21 protein-coding genes and 1 riboswitch are annotated in these 20,215 nt (G+C 53.3%); of the genes, 16 read left to right on the top strand and 5 right to left on the bottom strand.

Features of this window, described 5'->3' with window-relative positions:
* Window positions 1-128: 128 nt before the first annotated feature.
* The gene (locus Q3F21_RS23705) at window positions 129-1,415 is read right to left on the bottom strand and encodes a glutamate-1-semialdehyde 2,1-aminomutase (protein ID WP_340258516.1); all 1,287 of its coding nucleotides are present in this window, start codon (window positions 1,413-1,415) and stop codon (window positions 129-131) included.
* 200 nt (window positions 1,416-1,615) lie between these two features.
* Here Q3F21_RS23705 and Q3F21_RS23700 point away from each other — a divergent pair, with 200 nt between their 5' ends.
* The 7 genes from Q3F21_RS23700 to proS all read left to right on the top strand — a co-directional run bounded on the left by Q3F21_RS23700 (window position 1,616) and on the right by proS (window position 8,277).
* Window positions 1,616-2,464, top strand: coding sequence for a protein phosphatase 2C domain-containing protein (locus tag Q3F21_RS23700; RefSeq protein WP_340258514.1), 849 nt, complete (start codon window positions 1,616-1,618; stop codon window positions 2,462-2,464).
* A 144-nt stretch (window positions 2,465-2,608) separates the two neighbouring features.
* Entirely contained in the window at window positions 2,609-3,619 is a 1,011-nt protein-coding gene (locus tag Q3F21_RS23695) for an ABC transporter ATP-binding protein (protein WP_340258512.1), read from the top strand.
* Window positions 3,612-4,406, top strand: a complete 795-nt coding sequence (locus Q3F21_RS23690) for an ABC transporter permease (protein WP_340258510.1) — start codon at window positions 3,612-3,614, stop codon at window positions 4,404-4,406. Before Q3F21_RS23695 ends, Q3F21_RS23690 begins: the two co-directional genes overlap by 8 nt.
* 6 nt (window positions 4,407-4,412) lie before the next feature.
* Window positions 4,413-5,210, top strand: coding sequence for an ABC transporter permease (locus Q3F21_RS23685; RefSeq protein WP_340258508.1), 798 nt, complete (start codon window positions 4,413-4,415; stop codon window positions 5,208-5,210).
* A gap of 44 nt (window positions 5,211-5,254) precedes the next feature.
* Window positions 5,255-5,398 (top strand): hypothetical protein, encoded by a 144-nt coding sequence (locus tag Q3F21_RS23680; protein WP_340258506.1) that lies wholly within the window; start codon window positions 5,255-5,257, stop codon window positions 5,396-5,398.
* A gap of 70 nt (window positions 5,399-5,468) precedes the next feature.
* Window positions 5,469-5,623, top strand: a riboswitch (FMN riboswitch).
* Between the two features lie 261 nt (window positions 5,624-5,884).
* Window positions 5,885-6,490 (top strand): ECF transporter S component, encoded by a 606-nt coding sequence (locus tag Q3F21_RS23675; RefSeq protein ID WP_340258504.1) that lies wholly within the window; start codon window positions 5,885-5,887, stop codon window positions 6,488-6,490.
* A 320-nt stretch (window positions 6,491-6,810) separates the two neighbouring features.
* Window positions 6,811-8,277 (top strand): proline--tRNA ligase, encoded by a 1,467-nt coding sequence (gene proS / locus Q3F21_RS23670; RefSeq protein ID WP_340258502.1) that lies wholly within the window; start codon window positions 6,811-6,813, stop codon window positions 8,275-8,277.
* Between the two features lie 80 nt (window positions 8,278-8,357).
* Here proS and Q3F21_RS23665 read toward each other — a convergent pair whose 3' ends face one another.
* Window positions 8,358-9,008 carry an HAD-IA family hydrolase gene (locus Q3F21_RS23665; protein WP_340258499.1) on the bottom strand — a complete coding sequence of 217 codons (651 nt, stop codon included), beginning with the start codon at window positions 9,006-9,008 and terminating at the stop codon, window positions 8,358-8,360.
* Between the two features lie 141 nt (window positions 9,009-9,149).
* The gene (locus tag Q3F21_RS23660; protein WP_340258564.1) at window positions 9,150-9,770 is read right to left on the bottom strand and encodes a helix-turn-helix domain-containing protein; all 621 of its coding nucleotides are present in this window, start codon (window positions 9,768-9,770) and stop codon (window positions 9,150-9,152) included.
* A 177-nt stretch (window positions 9,771-9,947) separates the two neighbouring features.
* Between Q3F21_RS23660 and bcp the strand changes: the two genes are divergently transcribed.
* From bcp to Q3F21_RS23635, 5 genes are all read left to right on the top strand, one after another.
* On the top strand, window positions 9,948-10,421 hold the full coding sequence (bcp, locus tag Q3F21_RS23655; protein ID WP_340258497.1) for a thioredoxin-dependent thiol peroxidase: 474 nt from the start codon (window positions 9,948-9,950) through the stop codon (window positions 10,419-10,421).
* Window positions 10,422-10,466: 45 nt separating this feature from the next.
* Window positions 10,467-11,519, top strand: coding sequence for a M42 family metallopeptidase (locus tag Q3F21_RS23650; RefSeq protein WP_340258495.1), 1,053 nt, complete (start codon window positions 10,467-10,469; stop codon window positions 11,517-11,519).
* A gap of 12 nt (window positions 11,520-11,531) precedes the next feature.
* Entirely contained in the window at window positions 11,532-12,293 is a 762-nt protein-coding gene (locus Q3F21_RS23645) for a class I SAM-dependent methyltransferase (protein WP_340258493.1), read from the top strand.
* Window positions 12,294-12,371: 78 nt separating this feature from the next.
* Complete coding sequence (locus Q3F21_RS23640) at window positions 12,372-12,920, top strand: cob(I)yrinic acid a,c-diamide adenosyltransferase (RefSeq protein WP_340258491.1); 549 nt, start codon at window positions 12,372-12,374, stop codon at window positions 12,918-12,920.
* 203 nt (window positions 12,921-13,123) lie between these two features.
* Window positions 13,124-13,978: a DinB family protein gene (locus tag Q3F21_RS23635; protein ID WP_340258489.1), complete on the top strand. Its 855-nt coding sequence runs from the start codon at window positions 13,124-13,126 to the stop codon at window positions 13,976-13,978.
* A 106-nt stretch (window positions 13,979-14,084) separates the two neighbouring features.
* Here Q3F21_RS23635 and Q3F21_RS23630 read toward each other — a convergent pair whose 3' ends face one another.
* The gene (locus Q3F21_RS23630; RefSeq protein ID WP_340258487.1) at window positions 14,085-14,990 is read right to left on the bottom strand and encodes a complex I NDUFA9 subunit family protein; all 906 of its coding nucleotides are present in this window, start codon (window positions 14,988-14,990) and stop codon (window positions 14,085-14,087) included.
* Between the two features lie 133 nt (window positions 14,991-15,123).
* On the opposite strand from Q3F21_RS23630, the gene nth reads away from it, so the two are divergent.
* The 3 genes from nth (at window position 15,124) to Q3F21_RS23615 (ending at window position 18,495) form a co-directional block, all read left to right on the top strand.
* Complete coding sequence (gene nth / locus Q3F21_RS23625) at window positions 15,124-15,906, top strand: endonuclease III (protein WP_340258485.1); 783 nt, start codon at window positions 15,124-15,126, stop codon at window positions 15,904-15,906.
* Window positions 15,907-16,063: 157 nt separating this feature from the next.
* On the top strand, window positions 16,064-16,498 hold the full coding sequence (perR, locus tag Q3F21_RS23620; RefSeq protein ID WP_340258482.1) for a peroxide-responsive transcriptional repressor PerR: 435 nt from the start codon (window positions 16,064-16,066) through the stop codon (window positions 16,496-16,498).
* Between the two features lie 257 nt (window positions 16,499-16,755).
* Window positions 16,756-18,495, top strand: coding sequence for a glycosyl hydrolase family 18 protein (locus Q3F21_RS23615; RefSeq protein ID WP_340258480.1), 1,740 nt, complete (start codon window positions 16,756-16,758; stop codon window positions 18,493-18,495).
* 84 nt (window positions 18,496-18,579) lie between these two features.
* On the opposite strand, the gene Q3F21_RS23610 is transcribed toward Q3F21_RS23615, so the two are convergent.
* Complete coding sequence (locus Q3F21_RS23610) at window positions 18,580-18,954, bottom strand: DUF2614 family zinc ribbon-containing protein (RefSeq protein ID WP_340258562.1); 375 nt, start codon at window positions 18,952-18,954, stop codon at window positions 18,580-18,582.
* A gap of 118 nt (window positions 18,955-19,072) precedes the next feature.
* On the opposite strand from Q3F21_RS23610, the gene Q3F21_RS23605 reads away from it, so the two are divergent.
* The gene (locus Q3F21_RS23605) at window positions 19,073-19,942 is read left to right on the top strand and encodes a nucleotidyltransferase-like protein (protein WP_340258478.1); all 870 of its coding nucleotides are present in this window, start codon (window positions 19,073-19,075) and stop codon (window positions 19,940-19,942) included.
* Window positions 19,943-20,215: the final 273 nt, after the last annotated feature.

Below are 20,215 nucleotides of genomic sequence, written 5' to 3'. Positions count from 1 at the left end.
ATAGGTTCAAGCAAATCTTTCCGGGCAGCAGAAGGGACTTATACTGTCGCCTCTTCCCGAAGCGCAGCCGCGCTGTATGATGACGGGGTAAAAGTTTGCATTTCGGCTACCCGCAAACTTTAGACTTCTTAGAGCTTGGCAAACGAGCGGTCCACAGCCGTGATCGTCTCCCGAATATCCGCTTCCGTATGGGCGGTCGTGACAAACCACGCTTCATACTTGGATGGAGCCAGGCAGATGCCTTCATCCAGCATGAGCCGGAAGAAGCGGGCAAACCGTTCGCCATCCGCAGCCTGGGCCGTATCGTAGTCGTATACCGGTTTGTCCGTAAAGTATACGGCAAGCGCCCCCTTTACGCGGTTGATCTGCACCTTGATGCCGTGAGCGTCTGCTGATTGCCGGATCCCTTCCTCAAGCATGGCTCCGAGGCGTTCGAATTCCTCGTATGCGCCTGGTTGTTTGAGAACCTCCAGGCAGGCGATGCCGGCGCGGATGGAGGCTGGGTTTCCGGCCATCGTCCCGGCTTGGTAGGCTGGACCGAGCGGAGCCACTTGCTCCATGATCTCGCGACGTCCGCCGTAGGCGCCGATGGGAAGTCCGCCGCCGATGATTTTCCCGAGCGCAGTCAAATCCGGCTCTGTGCCGAGCAAGTTTTGCGCCCCGCCGTAGCAGAAGCGGAAGGCTGTAATCACTTCATCGTAGACCACGAGGGCGCCTGCTTCGTGAGCAATCTCATTTACGCTTTCCAAAAAGCCCGGTTTTGGCGGAACGATTCCAAAATTGCCGACGATCGGTTCGACCAGCACGCAGGCCGTCTCCGCTCCCCAGACGCGGATCGCTTCTCTGAACGCTTCGGTGTCGTTGAACGGCACGGTAATCACTTCGCTTGCGATGCTTTGCGGGATGCCCGCACTGTCCGGAATGCCGAGCGTGGATGGGCCGGAGCCCGCTGCGACCAGCACGAGGTCGGAGTGGCCGTGGTAGCATCCGGCAAATTTAATCACCTTGACCCTGCCCGTATAGGCGCGAGCCACGCGGATGCAGGTCATCACCGCCTCCGTCCCGGAGTTGTTGAAGCGAATCCGTTCCATGGACGGGATGGCTTCGCGAATCATGGTCGCAAATTTGATTTCCCAAGGAGTAGGAGTGCCGTACAGCGTCCCGTTTGCGGCCGCTTCCGAAATGGCTTTTGTGATATGCGGATGGGCATGGCCCGTAATGATCGGCCCGTATGCGGCCAAGTAATCTATGTAGCGGTTTCCGTCGACGTCCCAAAAATAGGCGCCTTGCGCGCGTTCCATCGTGACAGGAGCGCCTCCGCCGACAGCTTTGAAAGAGCGGGAGGGGCTGTTCACCCCGCCGAGGATGACTTCCATCGCCTGTTCATGCAGGCGGGCAGATTGTTCGCGGTTCATTTTCATTTCCCTCTTTTCGTCCATAAGTCCATCTTCATCTTATCACAATTGGCGGTGGGCGTAATCGACAGAGATGCAACTGGAACCGTATTTGGAAAAGTGATACAATTCAGCCTGGCAGCTTCCAAGCGAACCTTTGAAAAGGCTTGTTCCGGCTTGGGCCAGCTATGTGAAAACCAGAGCGGAAGGGAAGAGGGCGAATGAACGTTGAAACGTTGTCTATACCCGGTTATAGCGGCAACAATGAAGACAGCTTTTTGGTAAATACTAGGCAGCAAGTATTTGCTGTAATTGACGGTGTCTCCTCGCTGGTACCGTTTGTGAGCAGAACAGGGGAGACTGGGGGAGCGATGGCCGCGCAGATCGTTCGCGATCATCTGGCAACGATCGGAAGAGACACTGATCTGCCGTCTGTACTGCTCGCAGCCAACGAAAGTCTTCGCGATCATATGATCTCCGAAGAAGTCGATTTGAGTCAAAAGGAAGCCTTGTGGGGAGCAGCTGCAGCCGTAGTAAGGCTCGATCAGTCCCACCTGCATTACGCCCAGACGGGAGATTGCATGATCTTTGCGGTGTATGCCGATGATACGATTCGCGTCTTGACTCATCTGCAGGTCAGTCATCTGGAGAAAGTCGCCATGGAGAAGTGGGAGGAAGGCATCCGCCAAGGCCTGATCACGAGGACGGAATTAATCGAAAGCGTACGTCACATCCTCGTTCACAATCGCTATCAGGCCAATGCGCCGGGTGGATACGGCGTCCTGAACGGCGAGCCGCTCAGCGGAGACTATCTGGAATACGGCAGGATCAACCGGATCGGCCTGAAGGCAGTGCTCCTTTTGACAGATGGGCTGTTCTGGCCGGTTGCCCGTGGAGAGGGGAGCGTCGGCTGGGAGAAAACAGTACGTCCGATTCTGGAAAAAGGGCTCCAAACGTATACAGAAGAACTGGTCTTGCTGGAAAAAAACGATCCGGAGTGTATCGCCTACCCGCGGTTCAAGCCTGCCGATGACAAAACAGGCGTAGTGATTCACCTCCCCGAGAACTAGCCGCAGTGGGCGCCGTTTCAGCCTCCGCAGGCTTTAGATGTTGAAGATACAGTTGGCAGCACATTGATCTTTGCAGAAATCAACCGGCTCATTTACACTAGGCAATGGAATCTTACTCTCATGCACAAAAAGGGCGGTTCATTTATGATTCAAGTCAACCATTTGCAAAAGGAGTTTCGTATCCATCAAGCCCGCGCCGGTCTGGGCGGCGCGTTTCGCGACTTGTTCAGCAGGGAATACAAGACAGTCAAAGCGGTCGACGACCTTTCCTTCTCCGTGGAGGAAGGCGAAATGTTCGCTCTGATCGGAGAAAACGGGGCGGGGAAGTCAACCACGATCAAAATGCTGACGGGCATCTTGAACCCGAGCGGCGGAGAGATCGTGATCAACGGCTATGTCCCGCAAAAGCAGCGGGAGGAATACGTGCAGACCATCGGCGTCGTGTTTGGACAGCGCTCGCAGCTTTGGTGGGACCTGTCGCCGCTGGAGTCCTTCCGTCTGTTGAAAAGCGTCTACAAGGTTGAAGAGACAGAGGGACAACGCTGGCTTGACCGATTGATCGAGGAGCTGGACATCGGTTCGTTCGTCAGCCAGCCGGTGCGCAAGCTGAGCCTTGGCCAGCGGATGCGCTGCGAGGTGGCTGCGGCGTTGATTCACAAGCCGCGCCTTTTGTTTCTGGACGAACCTACGGTCGGTCTGGACGTCCTCGTCAAGCAAAAGATTCGCGAGTTTTTGCGAAATGTAAACGACACCGAACACATGACGATCCTTTTGACCACGCATGATGTGACCGACATCGAGGCGCTGTGCAAGCGGGTGCTGGTAATGGACAAAGGCAAGCTCATTTTTGACGGATTGCTCGAAAACCTGAAGGAAAAGTGGGGAAATGGGACGGAAGTGGCCTTTCAGTTCAAGAAGCGGACGACAGCGGAAGAGGTGCGGGCTGTCCTCGGAGAGCTGCCCTGTGAGATTGTCCGGGAAAACGACTTTGCCATGCGCGTAAAGGTGGCCCGCAGCCAGGAAATGCTGCCGTTCGTCTTGTCCACGGTGATGTCTTCGTTCGACATAAGCGACGTCAAAATCATGGAAGCGAGCACCGAGGACATCGTTCGCAACATCTACTCCACAGACAGCGAGGTAGTCAGCCATGGGTAAGCTTTACCTGGAACTGATCCGCATCCGCTTTCTGACCTTGCTTGCCTATCGCGTCAACTACTACAGCGGCATCATCATCTACGCGATCAACATCGGGGCCTACTACTTTCTCTGGGGAGCGATCTACGGCGGACAGCAGCAGCTCGGCGGCCTTTCGGTGGAACAGATGACGGCGTATGTCGCCGTCGCCTGGATGTCGCGCGCGTTTTATTTCAACAACATCGATATGGAGATGGCGCAGGATGTCCGGGAGGGAAAAGTGGCGATCGAAATGATCCGCCCCTACAACTATCTGTCGGTAAAGACGGCCCAGGCGTTCGGGGAAGGGATTTTCCGCATGCTCTTTTTCGCCGCTCCCGGCATTTTCCTGATCAGCCTGCTCATTCCGTTTCATTTCCCGAGCACGTCCGAAGCGTGGGGCATGTATCTAATCAGTCTCCTGTTCGCGTTTATCATCAATACGCAGTTGAATCTGTTGACCGGCCTTGTCACCTTTTTCCTCTTCCGCAATGACGGCATGATGCGGGCCAAACGGGTAGTGGTCGATCTTCTGTCCGGTCTGGTGCTGCCGATCAGCTTTTTCCCCGGCTGGGCGCAAACGCTGATGGGGTATCTGCCGTTTCAGGCGATCAACTACTATCCCAGCGTCATCTTTACCGGGGCTATACCGGCGTCTCGGGCGTGGCAAATGATCGGATTCCAGGCAGTCTGGGTCGTCGTCATTCTCATCCCGATCTACGTCCTGTGGCGCAAAGCCCAGACCAAGCTGGTCGTGCAGGGAGGATAGGAATCAATGGGTGAAATCAAGCATATTTTGGGTATTTTTGGAACATACCTTGGACAGTATTTCAAAACGAGGCTGGCGTACCGGACCGATTTTTTTGGAGAGCTCGTTTCCAATTTGATCAATGAGCTGATCAACCTCGTGTTTATCGTCGTCGTCTTTCAGCATGTGCCGCTGCTCAACGACTGGTCGCGCGACGAGATCATTTTTATTTACGGCTTCTTTCTCATCCCGTACGCGCTGTTCTCGATGTTTTTCGGCTTCTGGGATTTCAATGAACGGTATATCATCCGCGGCGAGATGGACCGCGTCCTGACCAGGCCGTTGCACAATCTGGCCCAGGTCTGTCTGGAGTCGATCGCGCCGGACCGGATTTTTGGCGTCATAACCGGTTTGATTATCATGGGCTACGCCGCCATCCGGCTCAATTTGACATTTACGTGGTACGATCCGTTTTTGTTTGTCGGTCTCGTCGTCAGCGGCATGCTGATCTACGGCGGAGTCTACACGGCTATCGCGGCCATCAGCTTTTTCTCCGATTCCCGGACAGGGATTTCGCCGATGATCTGGAATATTCAGCAGTACGGCCGCTATCCGGTCGACGTGTACAACAAGGTGATCCGGTTTGTGCTTACCTACGTGCTCCCCTTTGCCTTTGTCGGCGTGTATCCGGCGGCGTATTTTCTCCGCAAGGAAACGTGGTACGTCTACGCCGCCTTTACTCCCGTCGTCGGGATTGTCTTTTTCGGCATCGGTCTGATCGTCTGGAACTGGGGCGTGCGCAAATACAGCGGGGCAGGGTCGTGACGGGCTTGTTTCCCGGCCCTCCCGTCTATGGGGAGGCTTTCCGTATGCTCGTGCAGTACTGGGAAAAACTGCTTTCGTTCTACCTTGCCATGTTCCCCTGGCTGATCATGTTTGCTCCGCAGATGATTGCAGAAATTTGCCGAAGGCTTCCCAAAAGAGAGGGGAGTCACGCAGGGGCTCGCGACTGAGAAGCAGGGAAAACTTCCAGGATTGTCAAATCCGAGCGCGGCACTGTATAATAACCATGTAAAATCACATACATTCCTTCGGGGCAGGGTGAAATTCCCGACCGGCGGTGATCGCGCAAACAGCGCGTAAGCCCGCGAGCCTCCGCGATGCGCAAAGCATTCAGGAGTGCAGGATCTGGTGCAAATCCAGGGCCGACAGTACAGTCTGGATGGGAGAAGGATGACGACAGTACGTACACGGTGCGTGCTTGTTTGCTTGTGCATGGGGAATGCGCTCGGGTAGCATGCGGCGAAAGCGACCCTTCTGTTTCGCGTACCCTTTTTTGAAAGCACAGGTTTGTTTCGTTGTCTTTGCATGCGTGCCAAAGCCCTGAGGAGATGTCTGTCCTCAGGGCTTTTTACTGTGCAGGGACCGAAACGGGCACGTCCGGGTGTATACTGTTGCCATTCCTCAAGAAGGAAGAAACCAATGAGGAGATGGTACAGATGAAAGGAACCGCGATTCCCACATCGCAGGCGACGCAGCGGCTGGTGACGATTCCCATGCTGGCGGCGGTCGCGTTTGTCTTGCAGTACCTGGAGTTTCAGGTGCCGCTCATGCCCACTTTTTTGAAGCTTGATTTCAGCACGCTGCCTGGCTTGATCGGCGGCTTGCTCTACGGTCCGATGGCCGGCGTGATTGTCGAAATCATGAAAAATGCGCTGCACATGCTGTTTAAAAACACCGACGGACTTTTGATCGGTGAGCTGGCCAACGTAGTGGCCGGCGCCAGCTTCATCGTCGCGGCTGTTTGGCTGCAGCGCCTGAAGCAGGGAAAAACGGGCTTCATAGCCGGTCTTGCGCTCGGCACCGTATTGATGACGGCTGTCATGGCTGTCGCCAACGCCTACTTCCTGCTGCCTGCCTATGCGGTCCTGTATCAGGTGTCGCTGGAGCAGCTGGTCGCGCAATTCCAGGCTGAGAGTGTATGGTCTTTGATCCTGTACGGCATCGTGCCGTTTAACCTGATAAAAGGAATCATCGTCTCCGTAGTCGCTTATCCGCTCTACGTTAAGCTGGCGCCGAGACTCAGCCTTTATGCAAGAAATTGACAATGCCCGTCAGGTCTGCTACCATATTTCCCAAGAAACAGGCGACAATGGCTGTGAAAGGACCCGCAGGTAGCGAATGTGGCGCAGAGAGTCGACCCATGGCTGAAAGGTCGATGCACAAATGTACCTGCTCCCCATCCTGGAGCTGCTGGCGACGAGCCATGCCGGATTCCCTCCGTTAACGGGTTAGAGCGGATCGCAGATGCTTGTGGCAGCAGCGGTCAATCAGGGTGGTACCGCGGGAGAGTTTCCCCCGTCCCTTTTTGGGATGGGGGTTTTTTGCGTTTTTCAAAAGCATTTTTAAAAAGGAGTGAAAGGCATTGAAAGAAGGAAAAGCGTATGTGAAGGAAATCACGCCGCAATCTGAAGACTTTTCGCGCTGGTACATCGACACGATCAAAAAAGCCGATCTGATGGATTATACCCCTGTCCGTGGCTGTATCGTCTTCAAGCCGGACGGGTTCGAGCTGTGGGAGCGCATCCAGGAGGCGATGGACAAGCGGTTCAAGGAAACCGGCCACCGCAACGCCTATTTTCCGATGCTGATTCCCGAGTCCTTTTTTCAAAAGGAAAAGGAGCACGTAGAAGGCTTTAACCCGGAATTGCCCTGGGTTACAGAGGCAGCGGGAGAACAGCTGGAGGAGCGTCTCGCCCTGCGGCCCACATCGGAGACGATGATCGGCCATATGTACAGCCAGTGGATTCAAAGCTACAGGGATTTGCCGGTCCTCATCAATCAGTGGGCCAACGTATTCCGCTGGGAAAAACGGACGATGCCGTTTTTGCGCACCTCCGAGTTTTTATGGCAGGAGGGGCACACCGCGCATGCCACAGAGGGGGAAGCCCGCAAGGAAACGATGCAAATGCTGGACATTTACGCGGAGGTCGTGGAGGAGCTGCTGGCGATCCCGGTCTGGAAGGGGCAGAAGACGCCGAGCGAAAGATTCGCCGGAGCCGTCGACACCTACTCCATCGAGGCGATGATGAAGGACGGCAAAGCCGTGCAGGCCGGCACCTCGCATTATTTGGGCGAAAAATTTGCCAGAGGCTTCGAGATCAAATACCTGGACCGCGACAATCAATTCAAGTATGTGCATACCACGTCATGGGGAACCTCCACCCGTCTGATCGGCGCAATGATCATGGTGCACGGAGATGATCGGGGGCTTGCCTTACCGCCGCGTGTCGCCCCTACCCAGGTCGTGATGATTCCGGTCGGCCCGCCCAAGCTGCGGGAAAAGGTGATGGAAGCGTTCGATCCGCTGTTTGACCAGCTGAAAGCGGCAGGCGTGCGCGTCCGGGCCGATCTGCGCGAGGAGACGCCCGGCTGGAAATTCAACGAATGGGAGATGCGCGGCGTTCCGATCCGTCTGGAAATCGGTCCGCGCGATGTCGAGAACGGCCAGGTCGTCCTGGCTCGCCGGGATACGGGGGAAAAGATCACCGCTCCGCTGGCGGGGGCGGTAGATGCAGTCGTAAGCCTGCTTGAGGAAATCCAGCAAAGCATGTACCAGCGCGCAGTTGATTTCCGCGACGCCCACTCTCATCTGGAGATCGATACCCTCGAAGAGTTGAAGCGGCATGCCGAGGTCGCCGAGCAAGAGAACCGGATCGCGGGCTGGGTGCTTGCCGGCTGGTGCGGGGACAACGCCTGCGAAGCGCAGGTAAAGGAAGAGACTAAGTTCACCTCCCGCAACATCCCGTTCGAGCCGCCTGTTCGGAAATCTACATGCGTCTGCTGCGGCAAAGAGGCTCAGCATACCGTCTGGTTTGCCCGGGCGTATTAACGCAAGCCTGGAATCGAACCGGACAGCCGGTTTCATTTCTCCAAGTCAAAACATCGGTCAGAAAACAAGAAAGGGGCGTCTCAACTCTGACGCCCCAACTCCAACACCCATTCCGCAAACGCGTTCTTATCCGTAAACTGGTAATCCGGCTCTGGCTGAAAGCTTCCCGCTTTTTGCGTGACCGGCAGCCAGGTGACGCCCACCGTAACCAGCCCGGCAGCCTTCCCGGCCATGATGTCCGCGTTGCTGTCTCCGACAAAGATCGTTTGATCGGGCGCTGCGCCAAGCTGTTCCATCGCGATGAATATCCCTTCCGGATCGGGCTTCGGATTTCTCACCTCATCCCCGGCGATCACCACGTCGAAATAAGGGGTCAGCCCCCACTCCTTGAGAGATATATCTGCGCTTCGTCTGCCCTTTCCAGTGACAATCCCCATCGAGATTCCAGCCTTTTTCAGCCGATCGAGCAGCCTGATCATTTCAGGCGGATTGGACACGCGCTGATGCTCAGCTGTGTAGTAGTCGTAAAAATGGATCACGGCATCCGCCAACTGCTCGCTGGCAATCATGTTTTCCAAAATCCCCATTTCCGGCGGGCCGAACATCGCGACAATCTCCTGGTCCGTGTAATGGCGCTGAAGAAAATGCTGAAAGGTGGAGCGGAAGGAGTTGAAGATCATCGGCAGCGTATCCGCTACAGTCCCGTCGAAATCGAATAGAATGGTACGCATCGTAAGCCTCCTTGGTCAAAAATGGAGAAAACCATCTCAGCGGATGGTTTTCTTGGTGTTGGTTTCGCATTCTTTGCGAGGTTTTGCATGCTGCCGCGTTTTGAAATGGTTCGTTTCGTACTTACGCGAAGATGAGTTCTTTCATGCCTCGTTATCCTCAAAATCGCCGTCCTCGTCGTCCTCGCTAGGGTCAGGAGGAGTAACGGGAAACAAGACATCAAAGAACTTAAACTTCCGTCGTCCGTTTTCGTTTTTCAATCCTTTGTACTTTTGGAGCAGCTCGCTAATTTCGCCAACCAGTTGATTTCGTTCTTCTTGACTTAAATAAAATTCAGTCAAGTTGTAAGCGAACGTGTCCTTGTACTCCTTGCGTACATCCACATCGCTGGCTACAAACCGGTTGAGCGTGCGCACCAGATCCTTTTCCGTCGTCCGGAAAGGGGTGAACATGATGTCGCTCAGCTGCTGCGCGTTTTCCTCGATCATCAGCCGCAGCTTCACTTGAATTACTTTGGCTACAGGCTCGTAGTACTTTTCCACGATCGAGCCTTTTACTCTCGTGTCTACCTGTTGCAATAAGCCTACGCGCACAAGTTCCTTCACATGATAGTGAAGACGGGCGGCGTTCTCACCGAGCTCGGTGGCAATCTGCTTGGCCGTACGGGGCTCAAGATCCTCAAACAATTCCAAAATCTTTACACGCTCTGGTATAGCAAGGGATTTGAGGGCTTCCGGGTCTGTTACGTTAAAAAATTCTTTCATCGCCATTCTTCACCATCCAGCTACCTACGCAAATTTTATATTTCTTTATCATTACTATCCATTCATATTATCGTTTTCTGCGCAAAAGCGCAATGCGCAAGCGGATGAAGTGACTGTAAGCTTGTGGTAAAATAAGCCTACATGGAATGCAGTTTTCGTGAAAGGACGGGATCGACAATGGTCGCTGCAGGACAAGCCGCGCCAGATTTTACCTTGAAGGCGAGCAACGATCGGGAGCTGAGCCTCACTGATTTTCGCGGGAAAAATGTGGTGCTCTATTTTTATCCGAAGGACATGACGCCGGGATGTACGACAGAGGCATGCAATTTCCGGGACTATCATCCTGATTTTTCCAAGCTGAATACGGTTGTATTGGGAATCAGCCCCGACGATGTAAAATCCCATGACAAGTTCGTTTCCAAACATGAGCTGCCCTTTCCGCTGCTGGCCGACACCGACCATCAGGTTGCGGAAGCATACGGCGTCTGGGTGCTGAAAAAGATGTACGGGCGCGAGTACATGGGCATCGAACGGACCACGTTTGTCATCGATGCGGAAGGAAACATCGCCAAGGTCTGGCCCAAAGTAAAGGTGAAAGGGCACGTCCAAGAGGTGCTTGCTTTTATCAAGGAAGAGCTGCACAGGCCGTAAACCGCTTTTCAGTGCAAGCTACATGAATCAATGGGGGAACAAACAATGACTCTATCCACTGCATATATGGTAGAAACGTTTTGTCAGCTGGCCAACACGCCAAGTCCGTCCGGCAATACGAGCAAAGTGATGGCCTGGATCGAAGCGGAACTGGGACGGCTGGGCGTCAGCTATGTGAGGACCAACAAGGGAGCGGTTCTGGCGACGCTGCCGGGCAAAAACAAGCAAAAGCACCGCCTGCTGACGGCCCACGTCGATACGTTAGGCGCCATGGTAAAAGAAATCAAGGGAAATGGCCGGCTGAAGCTCGCTTTAATCGGAGGGTTTAATTTCAATGCTGTCGAGGGAGAGCACTGCACAATTGAGACGGACAGTGGCCGCCTTGTGACAGGCACCATTTTGCCGACCATGGCATCAGTACATGTGTACGGACGGGAAGCGGGCAAAGCGGAGCGCACCGAAAGCAACATGGAAGTCAGGCTGGACGAGAAAGTGAAAACAAAGGACGATGCGGCCGCGCTCGGCATCAGTGTAGGTAATTTTGTCTCCTTTGAACCGCGCGTAACCGTCACCGAAAGCGGGTTTATCAAATCGCGCCACATCGACGACAAGGCGAGCGTAGCGGTTCTGTTCGGGGTGCTTAAGCATATCGGGGAAAACAGCATCGAGCTTCCGTATACGACGCATTTCCTGATCAGCAACAACGAGGAAATCGGCTACGGGGGCAACTCCAATATCCTGACAGAGGTGGTCGAATACCTGGCTGTCGATATGGGGGCGATCGGAGACGGACAGACGACGGATGAGTACTGCGTCTCCATCTGTGCCAAAGATGCTTCCGGCCCTTACCACTACGGTCTCAGAAAGCATTTGGTGCGCTTGGCTGAGGAACAGGGTCTCAACTATCAGGTCGATATATATCCGTACTACAATTCGGACGCCAGCGCGGCACTGAGAGCCGGATACGACATCGTTCACGGCTTGATCGGTCCAGGCGTGGATGCGTCCCACTCCCATGAGAGAACACACCAGGAAGCGCTGGAGAATACGGGCAAACTGGTCCTGGCCTATATCCAGTCTGAAGAGCTGCAAGCATAGGAGTGACTTTTTATGAGTGATATGTATCGCTGGGCGGACTATTACGATTTGACCCAACGCGGCGTGGCCGGTGACGTGGAGTTTTATCTCGACATGGCTCGGCAGGCCGGGGGCGAGGTGCTGGATCTGGCATGCGGGACCGGTCGCACCAGTATACCGATGGCAGAAGCGGGATTGTCTGTCACCGGGCTGGACTTGTCGTCCGAGATGCTGAAGCGGGCGCAGGAAAAGGCGGAAAAACATGGTGTAGCCGATCGCCTTCGGCTGATTCAGGGAGACATGCGCTCCTTTGATCTTCAAAAGACGTTTTCGCTGATCATGATCCCGTTTCGCTCCTTTCTTCATCTGCTGCATATCCAAGAGCAGATGAAGGCGCTGGCCTGCATCCGAAAGCATCTGGCTCCTGGAGGAAAGCTGGTTTTTAATGTGTTTGTACCCAAAATCAGCCATCTGTATGAAGAGAGCGAAAAGATGTCGCTGCGTGGCACCTACCGACTGGATACAGGAGAAGAGGTGGCGATGTGGGACTACACCCGATACGATCATTTCCAGCAGCTTTCCGAAGTTACTCGGACCTATGAACGGACGGCGCCAAATGGAGTTGTGTTGGAAAGGGTGGTAGGACGATTTACACTGCGCTACATTTTTCCCGCTGAGCTGCACCATTTGCTGCGGCTCAACGGGTTCAAGGTGACGCAACGTTACGGCTCCTTTGAAAAAAAGCCGTTTGATTCTTCCAGCAGCGAGCTGATTGTTGTCGCCGAACCGCTTTAAAGCAGGCGAACGGTCAAGGTGGAAGCGGGATATCCCCGTGTCGATTTCCGGGGAAATAAGAAGAATGGGGGATTGACGGTGAAAATATATACGAAGTCAGGCGACAAGGGCGAAACGTCATTGGTTTTTGGCGTTCGCGTCCCAAAGTTTGCGGATCGTGTAGAAGCGTACGGAACATGTGACGAAGCCAATTCCAGCATTGGCCTGGCACTTTCCCTACTGCCTGCCGGCGACGAATGGAAGGAGCTTCGTCAAGTTTTTCACGTCATTCAAACCAAGCTGTTTCATATTGGAGCGGAGCTTGCCACCCCTGCGGGAAAACAGGTGGGCTGGCCGATTCAGGATGAGGATGTGCTCTTTTTGGAGGAGCAAATCGACAAGCTGGACGCTGCTTTGCCCCAGCTGACCAACTTTATTTTGCCGGGCGGTCATCCCGCGGCCGCCGCGTTTCACATAGCCCGCACTGTAGTCCGCAGGGCTGAGCGCAAGGCAGTGATGGTCGCACAGCAGGAAGAGGTAAACGCCTCCGTCGTGAAGTATTTGAATCGTTTGTCGGACTATTTATTTGTCGTAGCGCGGTGCGTCAACCGCGAGACAGGGCATGAAGAGCTGCAATTGCATGAGTAGATGAGCGGCCGATTTCGCTATTCCAAGCCGATTGGCCGAGCAGCATTCTGCTGGAACTCGGCTTGCAAATGATGTGCATCACTGTATGCTTGCAGGGAAAAATCCGATGGGGCTGCTCCAAACAGAGCAGCTTGCATCCCTTTTCTTTGCTGTGGAAAAAACAATATGTCCCGAGGCCATTTTTTTGAAAAGGAGTGATTGATATGTTCCAGAAAGCTGACAAGCGCTTGCAAACCGAAAAATTTACAGAACAATTGGAATTTTACTGCGGAGTGATGGGGTTTGGCATAGAAGAAGTGGAGGGACAACAGCAGTTGGCATTTTTGACTGCGCCTGGCGGAGAACGTATCTTGCTGGCGGGGGCAGAGAAGACAGACCTCTCTCCCTATTTGACCGACGTGTTTGACCAACCCGCACCCGGACAGAGCATGTATCTTTCCGCTCCCTCTTCCTTTTACGAATATCGCGATCGGATACTGGCGCAAATGGAGGGCAACGCGGAATGGCTGGAAACGGAATGGGGCTGGGAACGTCTCAGTGTGACTGATCCGGACGGCTATGTGATCACATTCTGGGGCGGGCGGAATCTGAGTGACGAGCAGATCATTCGCTATTACGACGAAGCTCCGGCCAGGCTGAGGAAAGCGTTGGAAGGCCTGAACGATCAGGAACTCGACTTGTCCCGGGCTCCCGGCAAATGGTCGATTCGCCAAATTGTTTTACATATGGTTGACTCGGACGCAACCTCGCTAGCCATGGTGAAATTCGCTTTGGCCGAGCCGGGGAGAGTCTTTCACGGGAACGCTTATGACCCGGACGTGTGGGCGGCCGGATTGGATTATGCCCATCGCAGCATTCAGGCGGAGGTCGAGCTTTTTTGCGCGATTCGCTCCCATATCGGCGGCCTGTTGAAACATCTGCCGGACGCGCTGGATAGAACGGTTTCCCTGTCTTCGGGGCACACGGTATCCGTCCGTCAGCGGATTGAGCCGCTCATGGGGCATGCTTTGCACCACATCAGGCAAATCCTGGAAACCAGGAAGGTTCACGGAGTGTAGATGGCGGCCACCGTAAGGGGTCAAATTCGAGCAAGTGGTGACGATGATTTTCCCTTCCGGGCGGGAACGGTTTTTCGGGCTGCGCCAAATTCCCGCCTCGCCGTCTTCAACGCAAATACTCTTTGATCCCCTGCAAAAACGGGATTTTTGGTGTGTCAAATACATGATAAAGCGATTCTGTGTCCGAACAAGCGTTTCCTTCCAGCAGCATCGTCAGTTGGGTGTTGGTGATCGGAAAGAAGGGAAAGCCCTCCATCAGGTTGATGACTGGCTTCATCAGCCCCAGCGGTATGTGGATTTTCCGCACGTTACGCTTGCCGATGGCTTCGCCGATCGCGTCGAGAATCGATCCGTACGAGACCGGCTGCGGTCCGCCTGTTTCAAATATTCGTCCGACAGCGGATTCTTGGGAAAGGGCCTGGACAAACACGTCAGCCACTGTCTTCCGAGCTACAGGCTGCAGGAGATAGGAGCCGTCTCCGATGACAGGAGTCACTGGCATGCGAACGAGATCGGCCAGCATGTTGACGAATTCGTCGCCTGGCCCGAAGATGACCGAAGGGCGGAAGATTACGTAAGGGATGCCGCTATTCTGCACGAGCTGTTCTGCTTCGTATTTGCTTTGATGGTATCCGCTCGTCGCGTTGGCCCTGGCGCCAAGCGCGCTCATGTGAACAAAGCGGCGGATGTCCGCTTTTGCGGCGGCTTGCAAAACATTGCGGGTTCCTTCCACATGAATCCGGGAAAATGTGCTGCCCTTTTGCTTGCTTTCCCGAATAATCCCGACCAAATGGATAACGGCATCACAGTCCTCCATCGCCCGGGTCAGAGAATCGGGATCGAACAAATCGCCGGCGGCGGCACGAATATTTGTAGTTGCCTGGTGCTGTTTTCCCCACTTTTCTTGCGAGCTGGGCCGTACCAGACAAACGACCTCGTGGCCGTCAGCCGCCAGCTTTTCCAGGAGGCCCTTCCCTACAAATCCGGTCCCGCCCGTCAGAAACACTTTCATCGAAATCCCCCCAAGTAAAAAGTTCCCAGTTTGATTGTACACCAGATGGAGAGCTTGCTCCATTCCCGATGCTCTTTCCCGGCAGATTGACGGAGAGCGTATAATACATATAGAAAGAGAGGAGGCCCAAGCTGTGGCACAACGCAAAGTACCCATAGACGACATTTTGGAGACGCTCTACCAAAATTACCCAGATGCTCACTGCGAGTTGAACTACACCTCGCCTTTTGAACTGTTGATCGCGACGATCCTGTCTGCCCAATGCACGGATAAACGGGTGAACGAAATCACTGCTCCCTTGTTCCAAAAACACAATAAACCGGAAGATTTTCTCCACATGACCCAGGAGGAAATGGAGGAGCATATAAAAGGGCTCGGTTTGTATAAAAATAAAAGTAAAAACATCTTGGAGACCTGTCGAATCCTTTACGAGAAATACAACAGCGAGGTTCCGCAAAATCACGCGGAGCTGGAGGCGCTGCCCGGCGTCGGCAGAAAAACTGCCAATGTCGTCCTGTCCAATGCGTACGGAGTCCCGGCCATCGCGGTCGACACCCACGTGTTTCGGGTTGCGAATCGCCTCGGGCTCGCCAATAGCGACAACGTTGACGAGGTAGAGCGCCAGCTGATGAAGCGGATTCCCCAAGAAAAATGGTCGGATGCCCATCATTGGCTCATCTGGCATGGACGCCGCGTCTGCGCTGCCCGTAATCCGCAATGCAGTATCTGTCCTTTGAAAGACATGTGCAGGTACGCCCAGGCTGAGGAGAAAAAGGCGAAGTCGTCCCGGACAAAGGAGAAGGCAAAAACGGCAGCTGCCGCCAAAAAGCCAGCCGCAAAGGCAAAAGCGGCGGGGACAGAAGGCACAAAAGCAAAGGCGAAAAAGCCGAGAGCCAAAAAAACGGCAACAACCTAGGCCCATAAATGCAAGCAGGCCGGGGACTTTCATTTCCGGTGAATGCATATTGACAGTTTTCCTTGATTAGAAGTACACTTTATTTAAAGTAATTCTAATCAGAGAGTCCAACAAACGATGTTCATTCGTCGTGCGAAAGACTGTGAGGTGCAACGCAATGTCACAGCGTGTAGAAAAAGCTGTTGAAATTCTAAAGAACACCGGGGTAAGGATGACACCTCAGCGTCATGCCATTCTATCCTACTTGTTGGAAACGATGACCCACCCGACAGCAGACGAGATTTACAAGGCTCTGGAGGGGAAGTTCCCGAATATGAGCGTAGCGACTATTTACAATAACCTGCGGGTCTTTAAGGATGCGGGCTTGGTGCGCGAGCTTACCTACGGAGATGCGTCCAGCCGATTTGACGCCAATGTGGAGGAGGATCACTACCACGCGATCTGTTCGGAGTGCGGGGCGATCCGGGATTTCCACTATCCTTATCTCCGCGATGCCGAGGCTTCGGCCGCAAAAACCATTGGATTTCGTGTAACCGGGCACCGGATGGAGGTATACGGGGTATGCGAAGATTGTCAAAACAAGACGCATTGAGTGATGTGTCGCTCAAGGAACACCTTCTGCTCCCAGCAGGCTTTGCCCGGAGAGAGGGTGTTTTTTGTTGCCATTGATTTTCAAAATATGGCGAGAGATGTAACCTTTTGGCGTTTGCCTCGTCATTCTTGAAGGAAGGTTTCGGACGTTTCCAGTTTATCGAAGGTTGTGAATAGAGTGAAGAGAAGTTACGATAATAGGGATACAGCTTATACATATGGTCAAGACAAGAAGCGATGGAGCGGAGGGAATACTCGATGAGCCTGGAAGTAGCCTTGGAAAGACGAGCGAGACGACGCAGGAGACGAAAGCGCAGGGCTCCGCTTCTTTTTCTGATGCTCCTGATTCTGGCTGCCGGGTTCGGGTACTGGTATTTTGAGCTCAAGCCATCCAACGAGCATGCTTTGCCTTATCTGGGCAGCGAGCGCCCTATTGTCTACGAAGGCGAGTTTGTTGAACAGCTGTACGCAATGGAAGGCGATCAGATCCTGCTGCCGTTTGAATTCATTCAGGAACGCCTCGACCCGCACATCCATTGGGAAGAACCGACCAAAATGCTGATTATTACGACCAAGGACAAGGTGCTCCGCATGCAGAGCGGTCAACTGGTCGCCTATTTGAACAAGAAGCCGGTGGATTTGCAGGTGCCGGTGTCCATTATTGGCGGCCACCGCTACATTCCGCTGGCCCCTTTGGAAAAGCTGTACCCGTACGCTTTTACGCGGCATGAAACAAGCGGTGTGCTGCGGGTAGAGAAAAACGAGTACGAAATCCAGCAGGCACATGTAGTCAAGGATGAAGAGACGGTCCGGCTTCGTTTGGAAGCGACGCATCGCTCTCCTTATCTGGCAGAGCTGCCTGGAGGAGCCGAAGTGGATGTGCTCGGAGAAGAAGAGGAGTGGTACCGGGTCATGTCCGCTGACGGGATAGCGGGCTTTTTGCCCAAGAAAGTCGTCGAGCAGGGCGATGTGAGGAAGGTGCAATTGGAACAGCCGTCCGAATCCATGCCGGCTTTGTGGACACCCGGAGGGAAAAAGATCAATCTGACGTGGGAACAGGTCGTCAAGCGGAACCCGAACACTGCGGAGATCGGCAGCATGCCGGGCGTAAATGTCGTATCGCCCACCTGGTTTGAACTAAGCGACGCGGAAGGAACTTTGCTGAACAAGGCTGACCCCGCGTACGTCCAGTGGGCTCACAAGCGGGGCTATCAGGTGTGGGGCCTTGTGACCAACGGATTCAATCCGGATTGGACCCGCGCCATTCTGTCCAGTTATGACAAGCGTGACAAGGTAATTTCCCAAATCCTTCACTACGCTTACCTGTATGATCTGGACGGAATCAATATCGACTTTGAAAATGTCTATATCGAGGAAAAGGACAAGCTTGTCCAATTCGTCCGGGAGCTTACGCCCTATCTTCATCAGCAAGGACTGGTCGTCTCGATGGATGTGACGATCAAATCGACGAATGACATGTGGTCCCGCTTCTACGACCGGAAGGCATTGGGCGAGGTCGTGGACTACATGGCCGTGATGACCTATGACGAGCACTGGGCTTCCAGTCCGAAAGCCGGTTCTGTCGCGTCGCTGCCGTGGACCGAAAACGGGCTGAAGGGAGTATTGGAAGAAGTTCCGGCAGAAAAGGTGCTGCTCGGCGTTCCGTTCTACACGCGCTTATGGAAAGAAGCAAAACAGCAGGACGGCAGCATAAAGGTAACGTCAAAAGCGTTGTCGATGCCGACAGCAGAGAAATGGGTACAGGAGAGGAAGCTGACGCCGAAACCGGATGAAGCGACCGGCCAGCTCTACGTCCAATACAAGGACCCGGCTGACGGGGCTGTGTACAAGATGTGGATGGAGGATGTTTCATCGGTTCAGAAGCGCATCGAGATCGTAAAGAAATACAATCTCGCCGGGGTAGCCTCCTGGAGGCGGGGATATGAGCAGCCTGCTATCTGGGAAGCGATGAATGCAAGCTTGAACGAAAAGAAATAAAGGCAAATGGAAAGCGAAAAACCACCTGGTTCACTTTTCTGTGACGGGTGGTTTTTTATGTGCGATGTATGGAAGGACTGGCTCTTAGGTGTGATTTTGTTGAGGTTGTTCATCGTCCAGCTTTAATGGCTGTCCACAAAACATACAAGCGTCTTCTTTTCCAAGCATCTTCGTCACCTTTTTACAGGAGGGGCATTCCACTTGCGGGGCAGAGGTCGAGACCATGCCGGAAATCATAAACATAACGGTCGCCCCCATCGTCAACAAGAAACCAATGATTAAAAGAAGAGTCATGAATACGTAAGAACCCTTCAACAAGGTTCCAAGAAAGGGGATAAAATCGAGATATCCCGCAAAAAAAGCGTAGCCGGTATACATGGACAGGATGCCGAGTCCCATGCTCCAGTTTCCCCAGGAACGCATTCGTTTTATTTTGCTTAGACGGTCAGTTTTCTTCATCATCATTCCTCCTGGTTTCCAGTATAGCACACAAAGGAATTGTCTGTTGACAAGCAGGAAACAGACAGAGCGTGTAGAATCCATATGGTCAAACTACAGAGGAAATGGGGGGAGTATTTTGCTGAGAGAGGAACACAAGCAATTTCTGCAATCGCTTCAACAACGGCAGGAAGTTCAAGCAGTGCTTGTCTTGCCCGATCACGTAAAAATCCCTCCCTTTCATGAGCGGGCCGGTTACCTGGTAGTCGTCAACGGCGAGCAAAATCAAGCGGGAGTTCGTCAGTTGCTGACGAAAGAGGAAGTGATCCTCGAGCAGAAAGTAAGCGCATGGGAATTGGAGAAAGGTCTTGTACAGGGGCTTGATGAAAATTTGGTTACATGGCTGCAGCGCGGAGAGATTTTATGGGATAAAGATGATTTTATCTGTCGATTGCGGCAGCGGTTAAACAGACTTCCTGAATCATTGCAAAAGCGGATGCTATGCAAAGAATACTCGCGATTGCTTCATGCCTTCCAGGAAACAAGGGATTATTTGCAGGAAGGAATGATCCTCGACGCTTACCACGCTTTATTGAAAGCATTGTACGTTTGGGCGAAATGGATTGTGTTTCGGGCAGGGGAGCAGCCGGAATCTGCAATATGGACGCAGGTTAAGAATTTGGACCCCTCCGTTTATAAATTGTACGAAGAACTGACGCTCAACCACGAGGAGCTGGAAAAGAGGATTGAGCTGATCTTGCTGCCAATGGACTTTTTTCTCTCTTCCCGCTTAAAAGAATCAGTTCGTTATTTAATAGAAGTGATGGAGACCAGGCCTGCTCCATGGAAGCTGCATGAATTGGCCGAGCATGCCTCGTTAGACCACTCCGGAATCGAGCTGCCTCTTCTTATAGAAAAGATGGTTCAGCGAGCATTGGTTTACGAAACGATATGTACAAATACAGACGATCAGCAGAGCAGAGAAATCGGATATATTCCGTCAAAGTAAATTTTTTAAATGCTATTGACTTATCGGTATAGTTCATGCTATATTTAGAAACGTCGCTTCTGAGTGGTCACATGCAAAAAAAGATTTCATAAACCACTTGATTTTTGGTGGGCGATGTGATACATTAAAAGAGTCGCCTCTAAGCGATGATGTTCAAAAATGTTCCTTGAAAACTGAACAGCGAAGCGTTTTTACCGAAGTAATGCCAGTTGTCAAACTGAGGCACTTCAGTATCGAAGTGATGCCGGTTGTGACTGCTGAAATACTTCGTTC

Source organism: Brevibacillus borstelensis (assembly GCF_037834415.1).
GTDB classification, from domain to species: Bacteria; Bacillota; Bacilli; order Brevibacillales; family Brevibacillaceae; genus Brevibacillus; species Brevibacillus borstelensis_A.
The sequence above is the reverse complement of the archived record's forward strand: the minus strand, read 5'-3'. Positions and strand labels throughout refer to the sequence as shown.